This window comes from Bacillus fungorum (assembly GCF_002746455.1).
Lineage (GTDB): Bacteria > Bacillota > Bacilli > Bacillales > Bacillaceae_G > Bacillus_A > Bacillus_A fungorum.
The window spans coordinates 23,105-42,727 of sequence record NZ_NWUW01000004.1 but is presented as its reverse complement, the minus strand read 5'-3'; the positions used below and the strand labels follow the sequence as shown (position 1 = coordinate 42,727).

Annotated in this window: 25 protein-coding genes, 1 pseudogene and 1 riboswitch; of the genes and pseudogenes, 4 read left to right on the top strand and 22 right to left on the bottom strand. The window is 34.1% G+C overall.

Annotated elements, in window-relative coordinates; all coding sequences use genetic code 11:
* The first annotated feature begins 34 nt into the window (after positions 1-34).
* On the top strand, positions 35-217 hold the full coding sequence (locus CO726_RS06785) for a DUF3913 family protein (protein WP_000707104.1): 183 nt from the start codon (positions 35-37) through the stop codon (positions 215-217).
* Between the two features lie 36 nt (positions 218-253).
* On the opposite strand, the gene CO726_RS06780 is transcribed toward CO726_RS06785, so the two are convergent.
* The 13 genes and pseudogenes from CO726_RS06780 to CO726_RS06715 all read right to left on the bottom strand — a co-directional run bounded on the left by CO726_RS06780 (position 254) and on the right by CO726_RS06715 (position 10,830).
* Positions 254-1,267, bottom strand: a complete 1,014-nt coding sequence (locus CO726_RS06780; protein WP_099683759.1) for a CPBP family intramembrane glutamic endopeptidase — start codon at positions 1,265-1,267, stop codon at positions 254-256.
* Positions 1,268-1,468: 201 nt separating this feature from the next.
* A complete protein-coding gene (locus CO726_RS06775; RefSeq protein WP_098758824.1) occupies positions 1,469-2,245 on the bottom strand; it encodes an ABC transporter permease in 777 nt (258 codons plus the stop codon).
* Positions 2,245-3,147: an ABC transporter ATP-binding protein gene (locus CO726_RS06770; protein WP_099683758.1), complete on the bottom strand. Its 903-nt coding sequence runs from the start codon at positions 3,145-3,147 to the stop codon at positions 2,245-2,247. Before CO726_RS06770 ends, CO726_RS06775 begins: the two co-directional genes overlap by 1 nt.
* A 14-nt stretch (positions 3,148-3,161) precedes the next feature.
* Positions 3,162-3,950, bottom strand: a complete 789-nt coding sequence (locus CO726_RS06765) for an ABC transporter permease (protein WP_099683757.1) — start codon at positions 3,948-3,950, stop codon at positions 3,162-3,164.
* Positions 3,947-4,645 (bottom strand): ABC transporter ATP-binding protein, encoded by a 699-nt coding sequence (locus tag CO726_RS06760; RefSeq protein WP_099683756.1) that lies wholly within the window; start codon positions 4,643-4,645, stop codon positions 3,947-3,949. The genes CO726_RS06765 and CO726_RS06760 overlap by 4 nt, the downstream gene beginning before the upstream one ends.
* A complete protein-coding gene (locus CO726_RS06755; RefSeq protein ID WP_099683755.1) occupies positions 4,642-5,022 on the bottom strand; it encodes a GntR family transcriptional regulator in 381 nt (126 codons plus the stop codon). The genes CO726_RS06760 and CO726_RS06755 overlap by 4 nt, the downstream gene beginning before the upstream one ends.
* 217 nt (positions 5,023-5,239) lie before the next feature.
* Positions 5,240-6,208, bottom strand: coding sequence for a class 1b ribonucleoside-diphosphate reductase subunit beta (gene nrdF, locus CO726_RS06750; RefSeq protein ID WP_099683754.1), 969 nt, complete (start codon positions 6,206-6,208; stop codon positions 5,240-5,242).
* A 94-nt stretch (positions 6,209-6,302) separates the two neighbouring features.
* A complete protein-coding gene (locus tag CO726_RS06745) occupies positions 6,303-7,253 on the bottom strand; it encodes a ribonucleotide reductase large subunit (RefSeq protein WP_074543497.1) in 951 nt (316 codons plus the stop codon).
* 182 nt (positions 7,254-7,435) lie between these two features.
* Positions 7,436-7,906, bottom strand: a complete 471-nt coding sequence (locus CO726_RS06740; protein WP_099683753.1) for an NUMOD1 domain-containing DNA-binding protein — start codon at positions 7,904-7,906, stop codon at positions 7,436-7,438.
* A gap of 435 nt (positions 7,907-8,341) precedes the next feature.
* Positions 8,342-9,469: pseudogene (locus CO726_RS06735) on the bottom strand (ribonucleotide reductase N-terminal alpha domain-containing protein); the annotation flags it as partial.
* Positions 9,456-9,815 carry a class Ib ribonucleoside-diphosphate reductase assembly flavoprotein NrdI gene (nrdI, locus tag CO726_RS06730; RefSeq protein WP_000959450.1) on the bottom strand — a complete coding sequence of 120 codons (360 nt, stop codon included), beginning with the start codon at positions 9,813-9,815 and terminating at the stop codon, positions 9,456-9,458. The pseudogene CO726_RS06735 and the gene nrdI, both read right to left, overlap by 14 nt.
* Before the next feature lie 476 nt (positions 9,816-10,291).
* The gene (locus CO726_RS06720; RefSeq protein ID WP_099683751.1) at positions 10,292-10,609 is read right to left on the bottom strand and encodes a hypothetical protein; all 318 of its coding nucleotides are present in this window, start codon (positions 10,607-10,609) and stop codon (positions 10,292-10,294) included.
* 26 nt (positions 10,610-10,635) lie between these two features.
* Entirely contained in the window at positions 10,636-10,830 is a 195-nt protein-coding gene (locus tag CO726_RS06715; protein ID WP_000356685.1) for a hypothetical protein, read from the bottom strand.
* A 245-nt stretch (positions 10,831-11,075) separates the two neighbouring features.
* On the opposite strand from CO726_RS06715, the gene CO726_RS06710 reads away from it, so the two are divergent.
* Positions 11,076-11,654, top strand: coding sequence for a GNAT family N-acetyltransferase (locus CO726_RS06710; protein ID WP_098758820.1), 579 nt, complete (start codon positions 11,076-11,078; stop codon positions 11,652-11,654).
* A 35-nt stretch (positions 11,655-11,689) separates the two neighbouring features.
* On the opposite strand, the gene CO726_RS06705 is transcribed toward CO726_RS06710, so the two are convergent.
* Complete coding sequence (locus CO726_RS06705) at positions 11,690-12,292, bottom strand: histidine phosphatase family protein (RefSeq protein ID WP_099683750.1); 603 nt, start codon at positions 12,290-12,292, stop codon at positions 11,690-11,692.
* A gap of 88 nt (positions 12,293-12,380) precedes the next feature.
* Positions 12,381-12,563: a hypothetical protein gene (locus CO726_RS31695; protein WP_169513021.1), complete on the bottom strand. Its 183-nt coding sequence runs from the start codon at positions 12,561-12,563 to the stop codon at positions 12,381-12,383.
* A gap of 234 nt (positions 12,564-12,797) precedes the next feature.
* Here CO726_RS31695 and CO726_RS06695 point away from each other — a divergent pair, with 234 nt between their 5' ends.
* Complete coding sequence (locus CO726_RS06695; RefSeq protein ID WP_001165081.1) at positions 12,798-12,983, top strand: YkvS family protein; 186 nt, start codon at positions 12,798-12,800, stop codon at positions 12,981-12,983.
* 55 nt (positions 12,984-13,038) lie between these two features.
* Here the strand turns inward: CO726_RS06695 and queF are convergent, their stop codons facing one another.
* Genes queF through queC form a run of 4 tightly spaced genes read right to left on the bottom strand, consistent with a single transcriptional unit; the run spans position 13,039 to position 15,417 of the window.
* A complete protein-coding gene (gene queF / locus CO726_RS06690; RefSeq protein ID WP_000918895.1) occupies positions 13,039-13,536 on the bottom strand; it encodes a preQ(1) synthase in 498 nt (165 codons plus the stop codon).
* Between the two features lie 18 nt (positions 13,537-13,554).
* Positions 13,555-14,271, bottom strand: a complete 717-nt coding sequence (gene queE / locus CO726_RS06685; RefSeq protein ID WP_099683749.1) for a 7-carboxy-7-deazaguanine synthase QueE — start codon at positions 14,269-14,271, stop codon at positions 13,555-13,557.
* Positions 14,264-14,755 carry a 6-carboxytetrahydropterin synthase QueD gene (gene queD / locus CO726_RS06680; protein ID WP_098758817.1) on the bottom strand — a complete coding sequence of 164 codons (492 nt, stop codon included), beginning with the start codon at positions 14,753-14,755 and terminating at the stop codon, positions 14,264-14,266. The genes queE and queD overlap by 8 nt, the downstream gene beginning before the upstream one ends.
* Positions 14,755-15,417: a 7-cyano-7-deazaguanine synthase QueC gene (gene queC, locus CO726_RS06675; protein ID WP_087951763.1), complete on the bottom strand. Its 663-nt coding sequence runs from the start codon at positions 15,415-15,417 to the stop codon at positions 14,755-14,757. The genes queD and queC overlap by 1 nt, the downstream gene beginning before the upstream one ends.
* Before the next feature lie 94 nt (positions 15,418-15,511).
* A riboswitch (PreQ1 riboswitch) is annotated at positions 15,512-15,555 on the bottom strand.
* Between the two features lie 207 nt (positions 15,556-15,762).
* On the opposite strand from queC, the gene kinB reads away from it, so the two are divergent.
* Positions 15,763-16,971: a sporulation sensor histidine kinase KinB gene (gene kinB, locus CO726_RS06670; RefSeq protein WP_099683748.1), complete on the top strand. Its 1,209-nt coding sequence runs from the start codon at positions 15,763-15,765 to the stop codon at positions 16,969-16,971.
* Between the two features lie 11 nt (positions 16,972-16,982).
* Here the strand turns inward: kinB and CO726_RS32225 are convergent, their stop codons facing one another.
* The 3 genes from CO726_RS32225 to CO726_RS06655 form a co-directional block, all read right to left on the bottom strand.
* Positions 16,983-17,099: a DUF6254 family protein gene (locus CO726_RS32225; RefSeq protein WP_000038254.1), complete on the bottom strand. Its 117-nt coding sequence runs from the start codon at positions 17,097-17,099 to the stop codon at positions 16,983-16,985.
* Between the two features lie 100 nt (positions 17,100-17,199).
* Positions 17,200-17,733, bottom strand: coding sequence for a DinB family protein (locus CO726_RS06660; protein ID WP_099683747.1), 534 nt, complete (start codon positions 17,731-17,733; stop codon positions 17,200-17,202).
* 139 nt (positions 17,734-17,872) lie between these two features.
* Positions 17,873-19,567 (bottom strand): M3 family oligoendopeptidase, encoded by a 1,695-nt coding sequence (locus tag CO726_RS06655; RefSeq protein ID WP_099683746.1) that lies wholly within the window; start codon positions 19,565-19,567, stop codon positions 17,873-17,875.
* Between the last annotated feature and the right edge of the window lie 56 nt (positions 19,568-19,623).

Genomic DNA, 19,623 nt, shown 5'->3' with positions numbered 1-19,623 from the left:
TAAAATACATAAAGTTCGAGAAAGGGGCTTTACATTGAAAATCTGGTTTTATGAAAAAACGGCTCAATTAGATGACTTGCTTGGCATTTGGGACAATGTTCCGACTATCCCACGAATTGGTGAAAAAGTTGAGATTTTAAAAACAGTCCGTATCGTTACAGATATTAAATATGTAAAGAACGGTAATAATTTTCGTGTAGAAATTATTACAAATTAAAAAGTAGCTCTTAAGGAGCTACTTTTTAATTTGTAATTATCTATCATGCACTTTCTTTATAACGATTTTATCTTCTTCTACAGATACTGTTACATAATCATTTTCTTCTAACCGGAGCTTATTAACAGCCTCATCTGGCAGCTCTACAGCCATCAGTCTATCTGTTACAATCACTTGACTATACACTTCATTTTCTTGTGATGCACTCACTACTTTTTCCTCATTTATAAAACGCACTGTTGGCACACCCACTTCTTTTACTGTACGCCATTGTTTCCAAACATAAGGAATTAACCAAAGTAATCCAACAACAGTAAGACCGATACCGATCCATAAATTACTTTGCGCTTGTAATTCAGAAATTGAAATTGCGCTACTCTCTTCTCCACCGACAAATTGCATACTTGTTGCAATTAAATTATTGAGAGCGTGTACAGCGATATTCGTCCATATATTTTTCGTCTTTATGTATAAAAGACACATAACAACACCAAACATGAACGCACCAATAACATCAAAATGCCCTAAGCCAAAAATAAGTGAAGATATGATTACAGCTTTTTTAATTCCCCATTTATAAGCCATTCGCTGTAAAAAGAATCCCCTAAAAATAACCTCTTCCATAATAGGTGCTAACACACATGCTGAAATGAAAGTAAATATCGTCATATATACGTTACTCGTATTAATAACATTTCCGTCTTCTAACATAGTAACTAAGAAATTCGGTAACGTATGTGCTAATATGTAAAATTGAATATGAGATATACCAACTGAAAAAATCATTCCCATTATCGTTGCTAATACAATTAATCCCCATGGTAAACGTCCTGGCTTATCAAAAAAACTGTTAAATACAACATTATTTTTATTTGTTTTTACGTATAACCAAAATAACGGAAATACAAAAAATACAGTTATTTGTGAAATAACCTCCATCGTATTCTCAGAAACATTTGATAGACCTAATGGGATCATCGTAAGGAACACTCCTATAATCATCCATCCAAAAAAGCTACGTAGTCTTATACGTGAAAATGCATAGTGCATATAGAACACCCCCAAAGATAATAAAAACAAATGGTCAATAACTAAATTATAATTTGAATATAGTCGAAATTCCTCCTATTTTTCTCAATTACTTTCAAACAACATATCTCTTAAAATATCATATCACTGTTCTTCAAGTTGCAATCTAGGAGGAAGATATGTAATAAAAATCCCCGTTTTTACAAGCGGGGATTTCTTTTATTATAATACGTCACGTTTTTGGAATAATGCACTTGAAGCTACAAGTAATACAACAATATACGCAATCACAAGTAATAATGAAGTTGTAAACGTAAATTCTGTAAATGGTGGTTCTAAACCACGATTAATTAATTTATTGCCATCATAAGCATTTAAATTTAAATGGAACAACACAACAAATTTTGCGGCGCCTTTTGTAAGCATCATAAGCATCATCTTAATTGGTCCTTGTAGGAAAAAGAAGAACAACGTGATAATTAATGGCAATACAGATTTTCTAAATACATTTGCTAAGAAAAATGCAAGCGTAGCAAAGAAAATGGGTGCTAAAAGTTCATATGAAATTGCCTTTAATACAATTCCTAATGTTAATTCTGTTTTACTACCATCCATTACAATACCGCCGATAATCATTGCAATTAGCATACCAGCTAATACGATAAATAACATCGCTAATAACACAGTAATATATTTAGAAAATAATACTGTAAGTCGTTTTCTTGGACGGATTAACAATTGTTTAATTGTTCCTTTTTGGAATTCATCTGTGATTGTACGAGAGGCTGTTGCGATACCAAAAATTGTTGCAAACAATATAATTAGACCAATATCTGAATTTACAAAATCTAAGTAAGATCCACTTAAACTACCAGCTTCGCCCCATTTTGCCATTACTACTGCTCCTAAAATCTCCAATAAGGCTATAACACCTATTAAAATATACATACCTTTTTTCGCATGCAACTTTAAAAATTCATTTTGAATTAATTTAAACATTACGCTTTCACTCCCCCTGTAATGGCTAAGAACTCATCCTCTAACGTTTTATTTTGAACAGTAACGCCATACACAAGCACATCATCATGCACAAGTTTTTTTACAAGCTGCGGAATGTTCTCTTTTGTTACAGATGCTACAATGACATTCCCTTTTGCTTTACCTTTAATGATTTCATTTGCTTTCTGAACTTCATCTACTTCAAATGCTACAACTACTGTCTCATCATGTTTCGCTTGTTCATGTAAGTTGTACTCTTGTACAAACTCACCTTGCTTAATAATAACGACGCGATCACACATAAGTTCAATTTCACTTAATAAGTGACTTGATACGATTACAGCAATATTCTCTTCTTTCGCTAAACGTTGTAAATAATCACGAATTTGGCGAATACCAGCTGGATCTAATCCATTTGTCGGCTCATCTAAAATTAAGATTTTCGGCTGATGAAGTAATGCCTGTGCAATTCCTAAACGTTGTTTCATACCAAGTGAATATGTTTTCACTTTTTTATGAATCGCACGCTCTAATTCAACAAGCTTTACAATTTCAGCAATGCGCTCTTTACTAATCGGTGTAATTGCCATGTTCGCAAAATGCTTTAAGTTTTGCATTCCTGTCATATAATCATATAGTTCAGGATTTTCTACAATCGCTCCAATTTGCTCTAGCGCCTTTTCACGCTCCGTGCGAATACTATGACCACAAATTGTAATATCGCCCTCTGTCATCGATATAAGACCTGTCATCATACGAATTGTCGTCGTTTTACCACTACCGTTCGGTCCAAGGAAGCCGTACACTTCCCCTTCACGAACCTCAAATGATAAACCGCGAATAACTTCCGTTCCACCAATCTTTTTTCGAACATTCTCTAACTTTACTACTACGTTTCCCAATGTTGATTCCTCCTTTAGACTTCTAGTTTTTTATCAATAATGCGACCTGTTATATAAATAAGTAGAACAAATATACCGATTGAAAAAGCAATACTATATAAATTCATAAGTTTTTCTGGATAGAGAAACACATTCACTTCTAATGATTCATCTATATATACTAACTTCGCTATTAAAGGCGTAGTAGGTGCAAGACCGCCCAACATTCCATATATAGTACCTAATAATTTTGTTACTAGTAAAAATAAGAAAAATACCAGTGGATATTTTAACTTCTTCTTTTTCAAAGAAAACACTTTAACGCTTGCTACTGAAAAAAGTAATACTAGCAATACGCTAGATAAATTAAATACATATAACATAGTACTAAAGAGGTGCTTTAGTGGATTGAATACACTTTGAGTAAATAATACTTCATAGAGCTCTGTACCTTTTATTATTTTCATAGAAATACCATATAAAAAAATAGATCCTATTAATTCGAAAATAAGTAAATAAATTACAGCGTATAACAATATTGCTAAAACAATCTTTTTACCGGATATCGATGTTAACCGAAATAATGTGCTTTCAGTCATTTTTCCAAATGCAGACACCGCCTGAATAACTATCATTGCTAAAATAGTTATATATACTAGAATAACGAAACTAACTATAATTGTTTGTCTTACTTCTCCTGATTCTTGCTTAATATAATTCCCCAAACTTACGAAAGCTACAGCGACAACGAATATAAATGTTAACAAAGAAATAATTATTTGCTTTTTATTTATATTGTACATATATATTAAGCTCGGCTTCATCTACTAAACACCTCCTTAAACACCTCTGTAACAGCTTTTCCTCGTTGGAAGCGTAATTCCTCTACATTTTCATGAAGTACACTTTCACCATCTTTTAAGAAGATTACTTCATCAAAAATATTTTCCACTTCTCCAATTAAATGTGTTGCAATTAAGATCGTACAATCTTCTCGATAAAACTGTAAAATAAGTTCCAGTACGTGTTCCCTAGAAACGAGATCAATTCCGCCCAGTGGTTCATCTAGTACGTATAACTTCGCTTTCCTCGAAAATGTTAAAATAATTTGTAGCTTTTCAACCATCCCTTTTGATAAAGCTGTAATTCTTTCTTCTAACGGTATTTTAAATTCCGCAATCGTATCTACCGCTTTTTGAATATCGAAGTCTTTATAAAAATCTCGATAGAAAAATAAAGAATCTTTAACCGTCATCCAATCATCAAATACTGGTTTATCCGACATAAAAGAAACAATTTCTTTCGTTTCCAATCCGACCTTTTTACCAGCGATTGTAATACTACCTTCAGAAGGGTGCTGCAAGCCTGCAATCATTTTCAATAACGTCGTTTTCCCGCTCCCGTTATCTCCAACAAGCCCAACAATTTTTCCTTCGGTAATCTCTATGTTCAAATCACGAATCACTGCTTTCAACCCGTACCTCTTCCATAAGTTTTCTATTTTTAATAGCTCTGTCATTCGCTCTCCTCCCTTTTCTCATGTAATGAAGAACGAAGGATTGTAAGAATTTCTTCTTCTGAAAAACCTAAATTGTCCATTCCATCTATAAAAGAATGAAGTAATTCTTTCGCCATCTCTTTTCGCAGCTCCATAATTTTCTCCCCTTCATTCGTTACATATCGTCCCATTCCTCTACGTGTTACAACAACTCCATCCCGTTCTAGCTCTTGAAATGTACGCTGAATCGTATTTGGATTTACTTGTAATGCACTCGCTAATTCACGTACAGAGAGAATTTTATCACCAGGCAATAAATGTCCTGTTACGATTTCTTTTTTTATGTATTCCATTACTTGAATGTAAATTGGTGTATTTGGAGAAAATTCTATTTTCATTTCTTCCCTCCTTTTGTATTGGTGTACTAGTTAAATAATACACTAATACAAAAGGTTTGTAAATACCCATTTAATTACAAAAAAAGTTCTATCCATTAGCTGAATAGAACTTTTTAAACTACACTCGTTATACGAAAATAATAGTGTTATGTAAACAAAATCATAAAGAAAAGCTGTCTTATCAATGAATAAGACAGCTTTTCTTTATAATCATATATTAAAAATTAAACACGAAGTCATCGTCAGATAACTTTTCAACGTTCGTTGCTTTTACGTAACCATTTCCTTTTACAGAGAAGAAATCATGATTTTTCGTATCTGTACGTAAACCATTTAAAACGATTGGGTTAATTTCTTCTTCCTCAAACTTCGGCTCAAGTCCTAAGTTCATAAGTCCTTTATTCGCATTGTAACGAACGAAACGATTTACATCCTCTACAAGACCGATAGAAGTGTAAATTTCTTCTGTATATGCCATTTCAATTTCATATAGTTCCATTAATAACTCTTGCGTTTCTTTTTGCACTTCTTGTTGATCTTCTGCAGATAGTTCCGAAAAGATTTGTTGTGCTAAAATACCGACGAATACGCCGTGAATGGACTCATCACGAATTATTAAGTTAATAATTTCACCACTTGCCGTCAATTTCCCTTGACCTGCTAAGTAAAGCGGATAGAAGAATCCACTATAGAATAAATAACTTTCTAAGAATACACTTGCTACCATCGCCATGTATAACTCTTTTTTCGTTACTTCAGGCTTTAATAAACGACGATAATAACTAGTAACAATACCAGCCTTTTTCTCAAGTAATGGATGCTTATCTACCCATTCAAAAATATCATCGATTTCTTCTTCAGTAGCTAACGTTGTGAAAATATGACTGTAACTCTTCGCATGTACTTCTTCCATAGCTCCCATGAAAGCTAATACACTTTTCGCTTGTAAATTTTCAAGATGAACAAGTACAAGTGGCATCCCTTCGCCGCCTTGTTTCGTATCTAAAAGTGTTAAACCACCTAATACACGCTTATAAGCAACCTGCTCTTCTTTTGATAATTGTGCCCAAGTATTTTTGTCAGAAGACACTGCGATTTCTTCTTCTGTCCAAAACTGAGCGATGTTTTGCTTCCAAAACATTAAACTAAAATCATCTTCTTTTTTGTTCCAGTTTACCGCACGCATTCAATCGCCCCTTCTCTAAATAAACATGAAAAATTCATAACTAAGCATGAGCAGGGTTCAGAAAAACCCTGCTCATCATGTCTTACTTTTTATATTAAACGGTACAAGCCACGCACTCTTCCACGCTTAATTTACGTGTTCTCGTATAATACAGACTCTTTAAGCCTTTTTTATGTGCATAGATGTAGTAACGTGCTAATTCACGTGTTGAAATATCACTATTAACATAAAGAATTGTACTAATTCCTTGGTCAATATGTTCTTGAATTTCTGCGATTAAATCAATTAGTTTAAACTGATTCATATCGTAAGAAGATTTATAGTACCAGAACGTATCTTTTGATAAATACGGCATTGGATAATATGTTGTCGCATTCGCATACGTTCTTGATTCAATTTGGCTTACGATCGGCATTACGCTTGAAGTTGCATTTTGAACGTAACTGATTGATTGTGTTGGAGCAATGGCAAGACGATATGAGTTGTATAAACCATTCTTCTGTACTTGCTCTTTTAGACTTGTCCAATCTTCTTTTGTTGGAATGTGGATTCCTTCAAATAGTTGCTGAACTTTTTCAGTTACTGGGCTATAATCAGTCGTTTCATACTTTTCAAAGTATGTGCCGTTCGCATAATCAGACTTATCGAAGTCTTTAAATGTTTCGCCTTTTTCTTTAGCGATTTCCATACTTTTCTCAATAGAGTAGTAATTTAACATCATAAAGAATGTACGAGCGAACTCTTTCGCTTCTGCACTTTCATAAGCGATTTTATTTTTTGCTAAATATCCATGTAAGTTCATTGCACCAAGTCCAACGGAATGAAGCTCATCATTAGCTTTTTTCACAGTTGGTGCATTCGGAATAATCGTCATATCAGAAACAGCTGTTAAAGCTTCCATTCCCGCATGAACTGCTTCACGAATTTCTTTATTTTCCATTACATTTACAATATTTAATGATCCTAAGTTACAGTTAATATCACGACGGATAATGTCATCTGTACCGTAATCATTTATTTCAGAAGTTTCTTGAAGCTGGAAGATTTCTGTCTCGAATGTTCAACCGAGTTCGCTATTCCTCAGTCCGTTGCTCATGCAACTGCTGTATGTCACCATACAGGACAGACTATATCATCACCTACAGCATTACCTGATTAGGTGCTCCGCTTTTCGAACGCCAATCGCTTGCGCTCTACTCCCATAAGGGATAGTCGTTAGGCTTTTACTTATCTTAATCTTTCAGAAAGTCTCTTATAACTAGGATGTTTCTCACTATCTAAACGTCTTATCACAGTAGGGGATGATATACCTAAGGAACTAGCTGCATCTTTAATGCTCTCATACACTATCCCATCGACACTTAGCTTACAGGTAGGATTATTAGACTGTTTTTGAATATTGTTTTTCTCCTTAATCCTTAGCCACTCTGGAAAGTTATCACTATTCAACCGATAGTTCACAGTAGTTATTCCTAAATTTAATACTTTAGCCGCCTCTGTTTGACTTTTATAATAAACCCCTTCAACAATAACAGCTCTAGAATTTGCTTGTTTTACTGCTTCTATCATTTTGATAGTCTTAGCTTTTCCATATTGATGATTTCCTTTTCCACTCATCTGCGTTCTTCTTATTTCACGTATTTCCTCTTTACGAGGATTGTTTGTGAAAATATCTCCGCCAATTGCAGTGAGTTTCACATTATAGAATTCTTGAGAGTTTACAGCATCAAACTTTAGGATATATTCTTCCTCTAGACTGTTTAATTCTTCTTCAGAAAAAGCTTCTACCAGTATGTGTTTTTCAAAATTTTCTCTCCCATACTTTTAGATAGCTCTTTGAAGGTATAATCCAGACCCTAGATATTTACACCGATTATTTTGTCTTTTATAAATACATTTCCCAATGTATTTCATCCCATTTAACTTATTTACTGTCATATAGATAAAACCATAAGAGACTTTCTGATTCATTTTACCTCGCCATCCTCTGTACTTTAATTCCCAAAATACATTTTACAGAAAGCGAATCATTCTAAGATAAGATTTAGCACGGTAGGTTACCTCAAATTTGAGGCTTTCCCCGTTTAACGGAGTTTTCGACTAGCATTTCTACTAGAAGGTGCTACATATTTAACACAAGTTCGACATCTTCACAGTTCCAATATCCTTCAGTGGATGTTGGTTATTTGCATTTGATTTAAACATTAAGTATGGATAACCAGACTCAAGCTGAATCATAGCAATTTTAATAAGCATATCACGCGCACTAATATCTAGAGGCTTCTTCTTCACTTTCGGATTGCTCATTAATTCATCGTACATTTCATCGATATCAATATCATCTAAATGCTTTCCGTATTCTTTATACACCGTATAAGGCGCGAAAACATGGAAAGGTTCGTTTTTCTCAGCAAGTTCGAAGAACTTACTTGGAACGATAATTCCGATCGATAGAGATTGAATACGGCTCTTCTCATCGGCATTTATTTTTTTTGTATCAAGGAATTCAATAATATCCCAATGGAAAATGTTTAAGTATACTGCACCGGCACCTTTTCGTTGGCCAAGTTGATTCGCATATGAAAACGAATCTTCAAGCAATTTCATAACGGGTACTACACCACTTGCAGCGTTATCAATACCTTTAATTTGCTCACCACGTGCGCGTAGCTTAGACAAGTTTAAAGCTACTCCTCCGCCGATTTTTGATAATTGCATTGCAGTATTGATGTTAAAGCCGATTGAATTTAAGCTATCATCCATCTCTAACAAGAAACAAGACACCATTTCTCCTCTTCTGCTTCTTCCCGCATTTAAAAAGGTTGGTGTCGCTGGTTGGTAGTTTTGTTTGACAATCATGCTTGCGAATTGTTTTGCCTTCGCAACATCACCGCGTCCTAAGTATAATGACACAATTGCTACACGATCTTCATAGTTTTCTAAGTATTGTTTTTGATCATTTGTTTTTAGCGCATAATCTTTATAGAACTTAGATGCTGCCATATAAGATTGGAACTCGAAGTTTTCACCATAAGTGATGTTATATACCTCTTCTACTTCCTCCAAGTTATACTCGTCCAGAACGTTGTAATAGTAATCATGTTCTTTCATATACTCCATTCGCTCAGCCACGCTATTAAAATGAACGGTATTCTCTCTAGCTTCTTCCATAAAGACTTCTAATGCCTCTTTATCTTTATGAAGCTGATAAAAACCGTCCTGCATTTGCGTGATTTCATTATTCAGTTCAATGTGTCGCAATCTCCCGCACCCTTTCCTTAAAGTATTCTACATCGTTATTTGTTCCTGATAACTCAAATTTTGATACAATAGGCACTTCATATTTAGCAGAAATTTTGTCAGCACTTGCACCGAACATGTCTCCCCAGTTACGATTGCCGCTTGCAGATACGCCTTTTAATTTTTCATTATTGCGCTCTAAAAATTCTAAAACACGTTCTGGTACATTGCCAAAACCTGTTGTATACGTAATTAAAATAAAGTCTTCATCTATTACTAGATCTTCACCAATTTGAACGGCCGGCATATTTAATTTGTGGATGAAACGCTTCACGTTTCCTGTCATAGAATCATATGCAACTAACATTTCCGACCCTCCCTTTTCAATCTATACTCTCTGTATGTTGTTTCTCGATTTCTCTATATATTGTATTACGTTTCAAAATAAGACACAAGATATATGTATAAATTCTTTCTTTTTTTAACTTTTACTTTTCGACAAGACAGTCGATTTTTTTCAATACAATGACTATGAAACAACATTCTAAAACTCATGTCAATAAAGTGCTTTTCAAAAAAGTTGTCAACGAATTTAACCTTATTTTTAAAAAAGTTAACAATATATTTTGTCATAAAACGGCAAATGCTGGAGGAATATATTTCTCCAGCATCACGCAAAAAAGAACAGATACGAAACGATAATCTGCTCTAAAAAACGATTACATTTATCAGTTTTACTTTATTAAATATTATACATATACTTTCGGTTCTCGTTACATACTAAAAGATAACTATTATAGAAAAAGATTATTATTACGGAAATTTAACTTATTTATGAAAAGTTTATTCAGAGTGCTCAATACGCAAAATATCTTTTACAAATATATGATGTGGATTTTCATCTTTATCAATCATTGTACATACAGGAGCTTCTTCATCAAAGTATACAATCATTCCTTCAACATACTGATATGTATGTTGAACTTGTACAGTTACTTTAATTTCTACAGCCTCTTCATATGCTCTTTTTATTTTCTGAAGCATTTTTGCCGAACACTTTCGTTTCTCTGGATACATGACCATCCCCATAAATCGATTGCCGGCTCTATTTTTCCACATATAATCCCAATGCGGTAATATACCTTGTTTAAAATCGCCCATAATTCTCCTCCCCTATATTCTTCTAGTTACGAACGTGGCGTTTCTGAATATGTATAAATTACTTGTCCGCCGCGCTGCGCGTTCCCAATAATATGTTTAAAATCTTCTCGACTTACTACAACTTCTCTGAACGTATAAAATACATCTTTCGTAACAACATACTCCTTTATTTCACCATTTTTCAGCTGATCCAAAATTGTATTTGCTAATTCTTTATCCATGTATTTCACCTCTATGCAATATTTTATTTTATCTTATATTCTATAGGTCAACAACTGTAAAATTATCCAGGTGCTATACCTTCATTTTATTTTCATTATTTTTCAAAAGATATCTCTTTATTATATGTCCACTAAATATCATATACTAACATAGCTACTTCTCTATATCAAACATTTCTACATTCAATTATGCAAAGTTTCATACCACTATGCTACAATATATAAATAGAACTAGGAGGGATACTATGATTCGGAAAGCAAAAAAGACAGATGCGAAACTGGTAGCACCTTTATTGTATAACGCTCTGCACGAAATTGCTGAAAAAATCACAGGTAGCACAGTTGAGACAGAAGTATTACTAGGACTTGAAACATGGTTCTCAAAAGAGAGAAATCGACTGAGCTATGAAAACTGTTTTGTATATGAGCAAGACGGGGGGGCAGTTGGAGTTATTGTCGCTTATCACGGTAGTGAAGCAACAAGGCTTGATGCACCAATTGTACATCACTTAAGAGAATTACATAAAGATGAATCGATTACGTTAGAAAAAGAAGCTGAACTTGATGAATATTACATTGATACATTATCAGTTTCAAGTGCATATGGCGGAAAAGGAATTGGTTCTAAATTAATTGAAGCTGCTGAAATTCATGCAACTGAAAAGGAGCATAAAAAAATCGCATTACTTGTTAATTTAGAAAACAACCGTGCCTATTCACTATACGAAAAACTAGGTTATAAAAAAGATCAAATCGTTATGCTTGTAGGCGAACCTTATGCACATCTCGTAAAACCATTGAACATCAAAATTTCTATATCTTAAAAAGAAAGCACACGATTTATATAAATCGTGTGCTTTTATGTTAAATTCGTATTTAATATATTTCCATTCATCGCCTCATGAAACGTATATGTTGTACATCCCCATGGCTCTCTGTGCAAAATAGGCGTACCAGACCATCCCATCGCTCTCAGTTCGGCACCAATCATTACATTCACATAATTATGACCTACAAGAGCAATACTTCCATGTACGAGAGCGTAACGATGTAATAAGTAAGCCGCTTGCTTTGCCCTCTCTCTTACTTCCTTATAAGACTCAACATCTTTATGGTAACCAAGTATCCATAGTGTTCGTCCGATAAACATCCATACGTTAGGTTTACACTTCAACCATTTGGGAGCATAAAAACTCGTCGGAACGTCAGCTTCCCTAAATAGAGAATTTTGCATAAAAGATAAAGAATCCATTAATTCAGCTGCTGACTGTACAGCACACCTTTGATCACTCGTTAAAATCAATTTTGCTGCTTCAATCGCTTCCCTTGTTTCCGTTGGTATAGGTGCTTTTTCTGTTATAGTATGTAAGTCATATCCTTTCATCCATTCATGAAAGGATGTAACCGTCATTGGTTCTATAGTACGACCTAAGCGACCATGACGAATAAAAGAAATCTTCATTCTTTCCACTCTCCATTCATCACTTACGAACTCTATTATGTACTATTTTTACATATCATACCACGCAAAAAAAGAAAGTTATACACCTTTACATATCCCCGCCACTCTCATGTGTGACCCCAGCATGTATCCCATCCATCCCATCAAAATATGTAGTCGTTTCATGATGACGAATCTTTTTTAAATTTATATAAGAAAATACAAATAAAATTAATGCTATTACACTCCCCACAAATTCAAACATTATTTTACCGCCTCTAATTTCTCCCACTTTAGTAGGTTATTGTATATTTTTATTATACCTCCATATAAAGATGGACGCATTTAAACCGTTGTTTTTTTCTAATAACATGGAGTTCTTGTATATTTTCTTACAAAAAGTGAATATTTTTCGAATTTTTACTTTGTAAACATTTACAAACTGAACAATATGGTTCAAAATAAGAGGAAATAAAAAAACCAAAATTATTCTTTTTTGGGAAAACTGTAACAAGGAGAGTTGCTTATGCAGATCGCAGAAACTGGAGATATCATTGAATTTAAAGGTGGAATGCAAGGCCGTGTTCAAAAAGTAAATCAAAACTCCGTTATTGTAGATATAACAATTATGGAGAATTTTAGAGAACTAGATATGGAACCCCTTACAGTTGTAAGTCATAAAAACTATACTGTCATTAATCAAAATGCATAATATAATAGAAAGAAAGGATCTGTATAACATACAGATCCTTTCTTTCTATTATATATTAACGATTATCAATTGTTTCTGGATATAGATCATGGTTCATCATGCGGTAGTCTGCCATTTGTTCATATTTCGTTCCTGGGCGACCGTAGTTGCAGTAAGGATCAATTGAAATCCCTCCACGTGGTGTGAATTTACCCCATACCTCAATGTAACGTGGATCCATTAATTTAATTAAATCATTCATAATAACGTTCATGCAATCTTCGTGGAAGTCACCGTGATTGCGGAAACTAAATAAATATAGCTTTAAAGATTTACTCTCTACCATTCTTTGTTCTGGAATGTAGCTAATATAAATTGTTGCAAAATCCGGTTGGCCTGTTTTCGGACATAAGCTTGTAAATTCAGGACAATTGAATTTAACAAAATAATCACGGTTTGGATGATTGTTATCAAATACCTCTAAAATTTCTGGGCTGTATTCAAATAAATATTTTGTATTTTGATTTCCTAATAATGTTACATCTTTTAAATCTTCATCTAATCTTCCTGCCATTTTAAACATCCCTTCTCATTATACTCCGCGTTTATTTCCCCATACTAACGCATGAAGCTGCGGCAATACTTTTGCATTATTCATTTCTTTGCGGTTAACTGCTTTTTCAATAAGCCACTCATACTTATCTAATAACTTTTTAATTAACATCGCATCATCCACAGTTTTTGTATCATCATTCCCTACTTGTAAGAAAAATGGTACATTTGGATAACGTTCATGCATCTTAACTGCATACTCGAAGTCATAATCGTCAAATACTACTACCTTTAAACTAATATCTTTTCCTGCTAGTTTCTGAATCACATCATCTAACTTCTGAAAATCAGTTTTCATTGCCGAACTTGGTGGTTTTGGAGAAATCGTTATCTCATCAATTTGAAGTAACCAATCTTGCCATTTACTCCCTTGCGTTTCGATTGCCGTTCGCATTCCATTCTCTTTTAATATAGAAAGAAGAAACTCAATATTTTTCAGCAATGCCGGATTTCCACCTGAAATCGTAACATGAGAAAAATTTTCGCCACCAATTTCTACAAGCTCATTCCAAACGTCTTCTGCTGTCATCTGTCTAATTTGCTCTTTAGCCGATCCATCCCACGTAAAGGCAGAATCACACCAAGCACAGCTATAATCACAGCCAGCTGTACGGATAAACATCGTCTTTTGCCCTACAACCATTCCTTCACCTTGAATAGTCGGACCAAATATTTCTAAGACTGGGATTTTACTCATCGAGCATCCACTCCCGTCTTACTTCCGCATAACTAGTTGGCGTCTCAAACAGACGAACAAACTCAACACGAGCTCCTTTATATTCGTTCGCACGATTATCTTTTGTTAACGCTTCTGCCATCTTTTCATAAATCCAAACGACCATATTTTCAGCAGTTGTATTCATCGCTGGTAACGTTTCGTTTAAATAACGATGATCTAAATAAATTTCTATCTCATTCTTCCAGATTTCTTTTATATCTCCAAAGTCAATTGCAAGACCTATTTCATTTACATATCCACTAATCCCAAATACAACTTTATATGTGTGACCATGTAAGTTCTTACATTTCCCTTCATAACAGTGTAAATGGTGTGCTGCATCAAATGTAAATTCCTTGCTGACCATTACTCTCTTATTATGATATTTAAGCTGTTTACGCTGAATATCCTTGTCCATTTGTTGTAAATTTTCTACGATGCGAAATCCAAAGAAATTATCCATTAGTTACTCGCTCCTTCGCGTTCTTGTAGGTACGTATCTAATCCTGCTTTACGAAGTTGACATGCTGGACATTCACCGCAACCATCACCAATGATTCCGTTATAACATGTTAATGTTTTTTCTCGAACAAACTCGAATGCTCCAAGTTCATCTGATAACTTCCATGTTTCCGCTTTATCAATCCACATAAGTGGTGTATGAATAACAAACGGATAATCCATGGATAAATTTAAAGTAACGTTTAACGATTTCACAAACACGTCACGGCAATCTGGATAACCACTAAAATCAGTTTCACATACACCCGTTACAATATGACGTGCTCCAACTTGTTTTGCTAATACAGCAGCAAATGATAAGAATAGTAAATTTCGTCCATCTACAAACGTCGACGGTAATTCACCTTCTTCATGTGTAATCTCCATATCCGTTCTCGTTAACGCATTTGGAGCAAGTTGATTTAATAAACTCATATCTAGTACCGTATGTTTAATTCCTAGCTCTTTTGCAATTTCCGCTGCGCAATCAATTTCTAACTTATGACGTTGATTGTAATTAAACGTTACAGCCTCTACTTCTGCAAACTGCTGCATTGCCCAAAATAAACATGTCGTACTATCTTGTCCTCCACTAAAAACAACAACTGCCTTTTCTTTTTTCATTTCACTCATTCTCCTTCTCTACTACGAATAAGAAGAAAGAACGTTCTTGAACTGTCACAATAAAAAAAACAAAACAATACCTAAAGATATTGTTGTTTCCATAGTTTTTTATAGAGGGAGTTCGCGAACCTCTCCCGTGCATTGCACGGAATTCCTTCTTTCATTGACAAAGCTTATTGTAACATACTGTATACTACCAGAAAAAAATTCTGATTTTTCCGCTTTTTCTCATTTCATTTCTTTCATTTTATAGTATGATTAATTTAATGTGAGAAGAGAGGAGGCACTCCACTGAAACCCTTTATTATTTATCTCTTTTTAAATATATTATTCATCCTTGTTACAATGCTCGTATACCATTTATTTTGGAATCAAAAAGGGAAACGTTCTCCTAAATTAAATTCAACTATATTTATTGCATTATGTTGCCTCGCTACCATACTATGTATTACTTTCGGAGCAAAAACAAATTATGGATTTCAATTTGATATGCGCCATATTGTATTAATTGTCGGGACATTAACAGGAGGTCCTATTGCCGGTGGATCTATATTAGTTGTATTAAATATATACCGCTTCTTATTAGGAGGAATAGGTGTTTTCCCATCGCTTATCGGTTCTATCCTTCTATTTATTGTCCTACTATTTACATACAAAGTTTTCAATCGAACTTCTAATCGTATAAAAATAACACTTGCTATTATATACAGTCTCACATACGGCTTTAGTTGGATACCATTCTTCCTTTCAAAAGTTACAAATAAGGCTGATTATATACCACATATTATTGTGTATGAGTTATGTACGATACTTGGAACAATCCTTATTTTATATTTGCTACACATCCTACAAATGCAAGTTCGTCTTCAAAACGAACTTATGAATGCTGAAAAATTCCATTTAATTGGCGAAATGGCAGCGTCCATCTCTCATGAGATTCGCAATCCATTAACTTCAACAAAAGGATTTTTACAACTTTTGCAGTCAAATACATGCACTGATCAAGAGCGAAAATTATATATCGACATAGCCATCAACGGAATCGAACAAGCAAATCATGTTCTTACAGATTATTTAACCTTTGCAAAACCAAGTATTGAAAAAGAACAAAAATTACAGTTAGAAGAAGAACTACTACATGCATTATCGTTAATTACACCGCTTGCTAATTTAACAAATGTGCGTACACATTATATAAAGCAAAGCACTTCTTTTTTTATCGCGGGAGAAAAGCAAAAACTAAATCAATGCTTGTTAAATATTTTAAAAAACTGCATTGAGGCCATGCCAAAAGGCGGTGATCTTTATTTTACATTAGTTCCTAATCATAAGCATATTCAGTTATATATAAAAGATACAGGAGTTGGTATGGGTCCAGAACAAGTAAAACGCCTTGGATCTCCTTTCTACTCAACAAAAGAAAAAGGTACTGGTCTTGGAATGATGGTCGTATTCAGTGTTGTTCAAGCTATGAATGGAAAAATTGATATTATAAGTGAAAAAGGTACAGGTACAACCTTCTTATTAACTTTTCCACTCATACAAAAAACGTGATGAAATACTCATCACGTTTTTTCTGTTCCTTCAACTAATTCAGCAAAAGCTTTCACTTTTCCATGTGGTTTTTGATTTTCTTTACGTGCTTTCCAAGCACGCTCTTCTTCTTTCTTTTTCTTGGACATATTTTTCAACTCCTTCTTTTCTTTCTCCATATAGTATTCCAAAATAAGAAAGAAAACTATGCACATATCAAAAAAGAAGTGGTCTCCCACTTCTTCCTGATTATCGCTGCAAAATTGCGTGTTTCGCCTCTTTTAACTGCGTAAGATGTCTTTGTTCATGCAAATTAAGAAATTGAACCCACTGATACAAATTCAGATCATTAAAAACAGGATGCTTTAATCCATTTTCAAATAAATCTTGTTCATCAATAACACTATGGAGCGCGTGTAATAGTTCTTGTCGTGAATGTTCTAGTAATTGAATTCCTTGCTGTTTTTTCATTAACGTTTCTGTTGGTTTCATTTGCTGAGGAGCTTCTCGTTTATGTGTGCGATCGAGCGTAAGTTGAAGGTCTTTAAATGGAGTCGTGTTTCTTTCATTTTTTTGTAAAGCATATACAAGGGCAGATGTGACAGATTGTTCAACTAAATGCAAGTGATGCAAAATTTGAATAATACTCCATTTATCACGGCGTGGCTTTACATTTACTTCTGTATCATTTAACATTTCAATTTCTGATAATAGCATATTTCGGGTAGACTGCAATGAGTTCACCAAACTTTCTAAGCTAACATCCATATTAGATTGAAGCATGCTTCTTTCCCCCTTTTTTGTTGGTGAAAAGAGGTGCTCCTTATTAGAAACACCTCTTTAGTATTCTGAATTTTCTTTTATTATCTCATCATTTTCTCGTTATGTCGATGTTAAACATGTGAAAAAAAGCGCATGTTTTTTACAATTTTGTGTCGTCAATCGCATGTAACCACGCTTCAATTTCTGTAATGACACTTTTCACACAGCCTTCAGCAAATGGTGATGTTAAATTTGCAACTTCTACTAATTCCAAGAATGATTTACTTCCACCTTGTTGGCACAGATTCACATAATCTTCCCACGCCTCTTGTCTATTATCTCTTGCACGTTTCCAAAATTGCAGTGCGCAAATTTGTGCTAACGTGTAGTCGATATAATAGAACGGCGAGCTATAAATATGCCCTTGACGTTGCCAAAATCCACCGCGCTCTAAATACTCATTATCTTCATAATCACGATGCGGCAAATACTTTTTCTCTATATTTCGCCATGCTGTCTTACGCTCTTCTGGTGATGCTTCTGGATTTTCATATACATAATGTTGATACTCATCAACAGATACACCATATGGTAAAAACAGAAGTGCTGAACCTAAGTGAGAGAAATAATATTTATCTGCATCTTCTTCAAAGAATAACTTCATCCATGGCCATGTAAAGAATTCCATACTCATAGAATGAATTTCACACGCTTCATACGTTGGCCAATTGTATTCTGGAATTTCAAACTTACGGCTTTCATATACTTGGAAAGCATGACCAGCTTCATGTGTTAATACATCAATATCGCCAGATGTTCCGTTAAAGTTTGAGAAAATAAATGGCGCTTTATAATTCTCAATATATGTACAATATCCACCGCCAGCTTTTCCTTTTTTCGCAACTAAATCTAATAAATCATTATCTAGCATGAAATTGAAAAATTCATCCGTTTCAGCCGATAACTCTTTATACATCGTTTTCCCATGATTAACAATCCAATCCGCATCTCCTTTTGGAGTTGGGTTACCTGTAGGAAATTCAAAGTTTTCGTCGTAATACGCTAACTTCTCTACACCGATACGTGCTTGTTGGCGTTTTCTTAATTCCGTTGTGACGGGAACGATATAATCTAGCACTTGCTGACGATAATTTGCCACCATTTCCGCATTATAATCTGTACGGTACATTCTTGCATATCCAAGTTCAACAAAGTTTTTGAAACCTAAAGATTTGGCAATTTTTGTTCTTACTTTAACAAGCTCGTCATAAATACGATCTAACTCTTCTTCATTTTCAGCTAAAAATCCGTAATATGCCTCACTTGCTGCTTTACGTTCACTTCTTTCTTTCCCTTGCATAAATGGAATAAGCTGTGATAACGTTCTTTCTTCTCCTGCAAAATCAATTTTTGCAGATGCTAATAATTGTGTATATTGTGAAGACAATTTATTCTCTAATTGTAAATCCTTCACGACTTCATCAGAATATGTTTTTAAATCACACTCCGCAAGAGCAAATAATTGCTTTCCATAATACGCTTCTAATTCTTCACGGAATGGAGAATGAATTAACGCATTATAATACTTTGTACCATATCCTTGTACAACTGGAGAGAATTCATCAAAGAAATCTTGCTCTTCCTTATAAAAAGCATCTGTCGTATCAACAGAATGACGAATGTAACAAAGGTTCCCCATTGTACCAAAATCGTTACGAATTTCATTAATTGAATTGATTACTTGTTTTTGTTCTTCAACCGTTTTTGCATTATCGAACTTCTCTAAAGCAACAGTAAACTTCTCTTTTAATTCTTCAATATTTGGGCGTTTATATTCATAGTCTTTAAATGACATGAACGAGCCTCCTCTCCATTATATGCATCCTTACTATAATTCCATGCTTACTTACA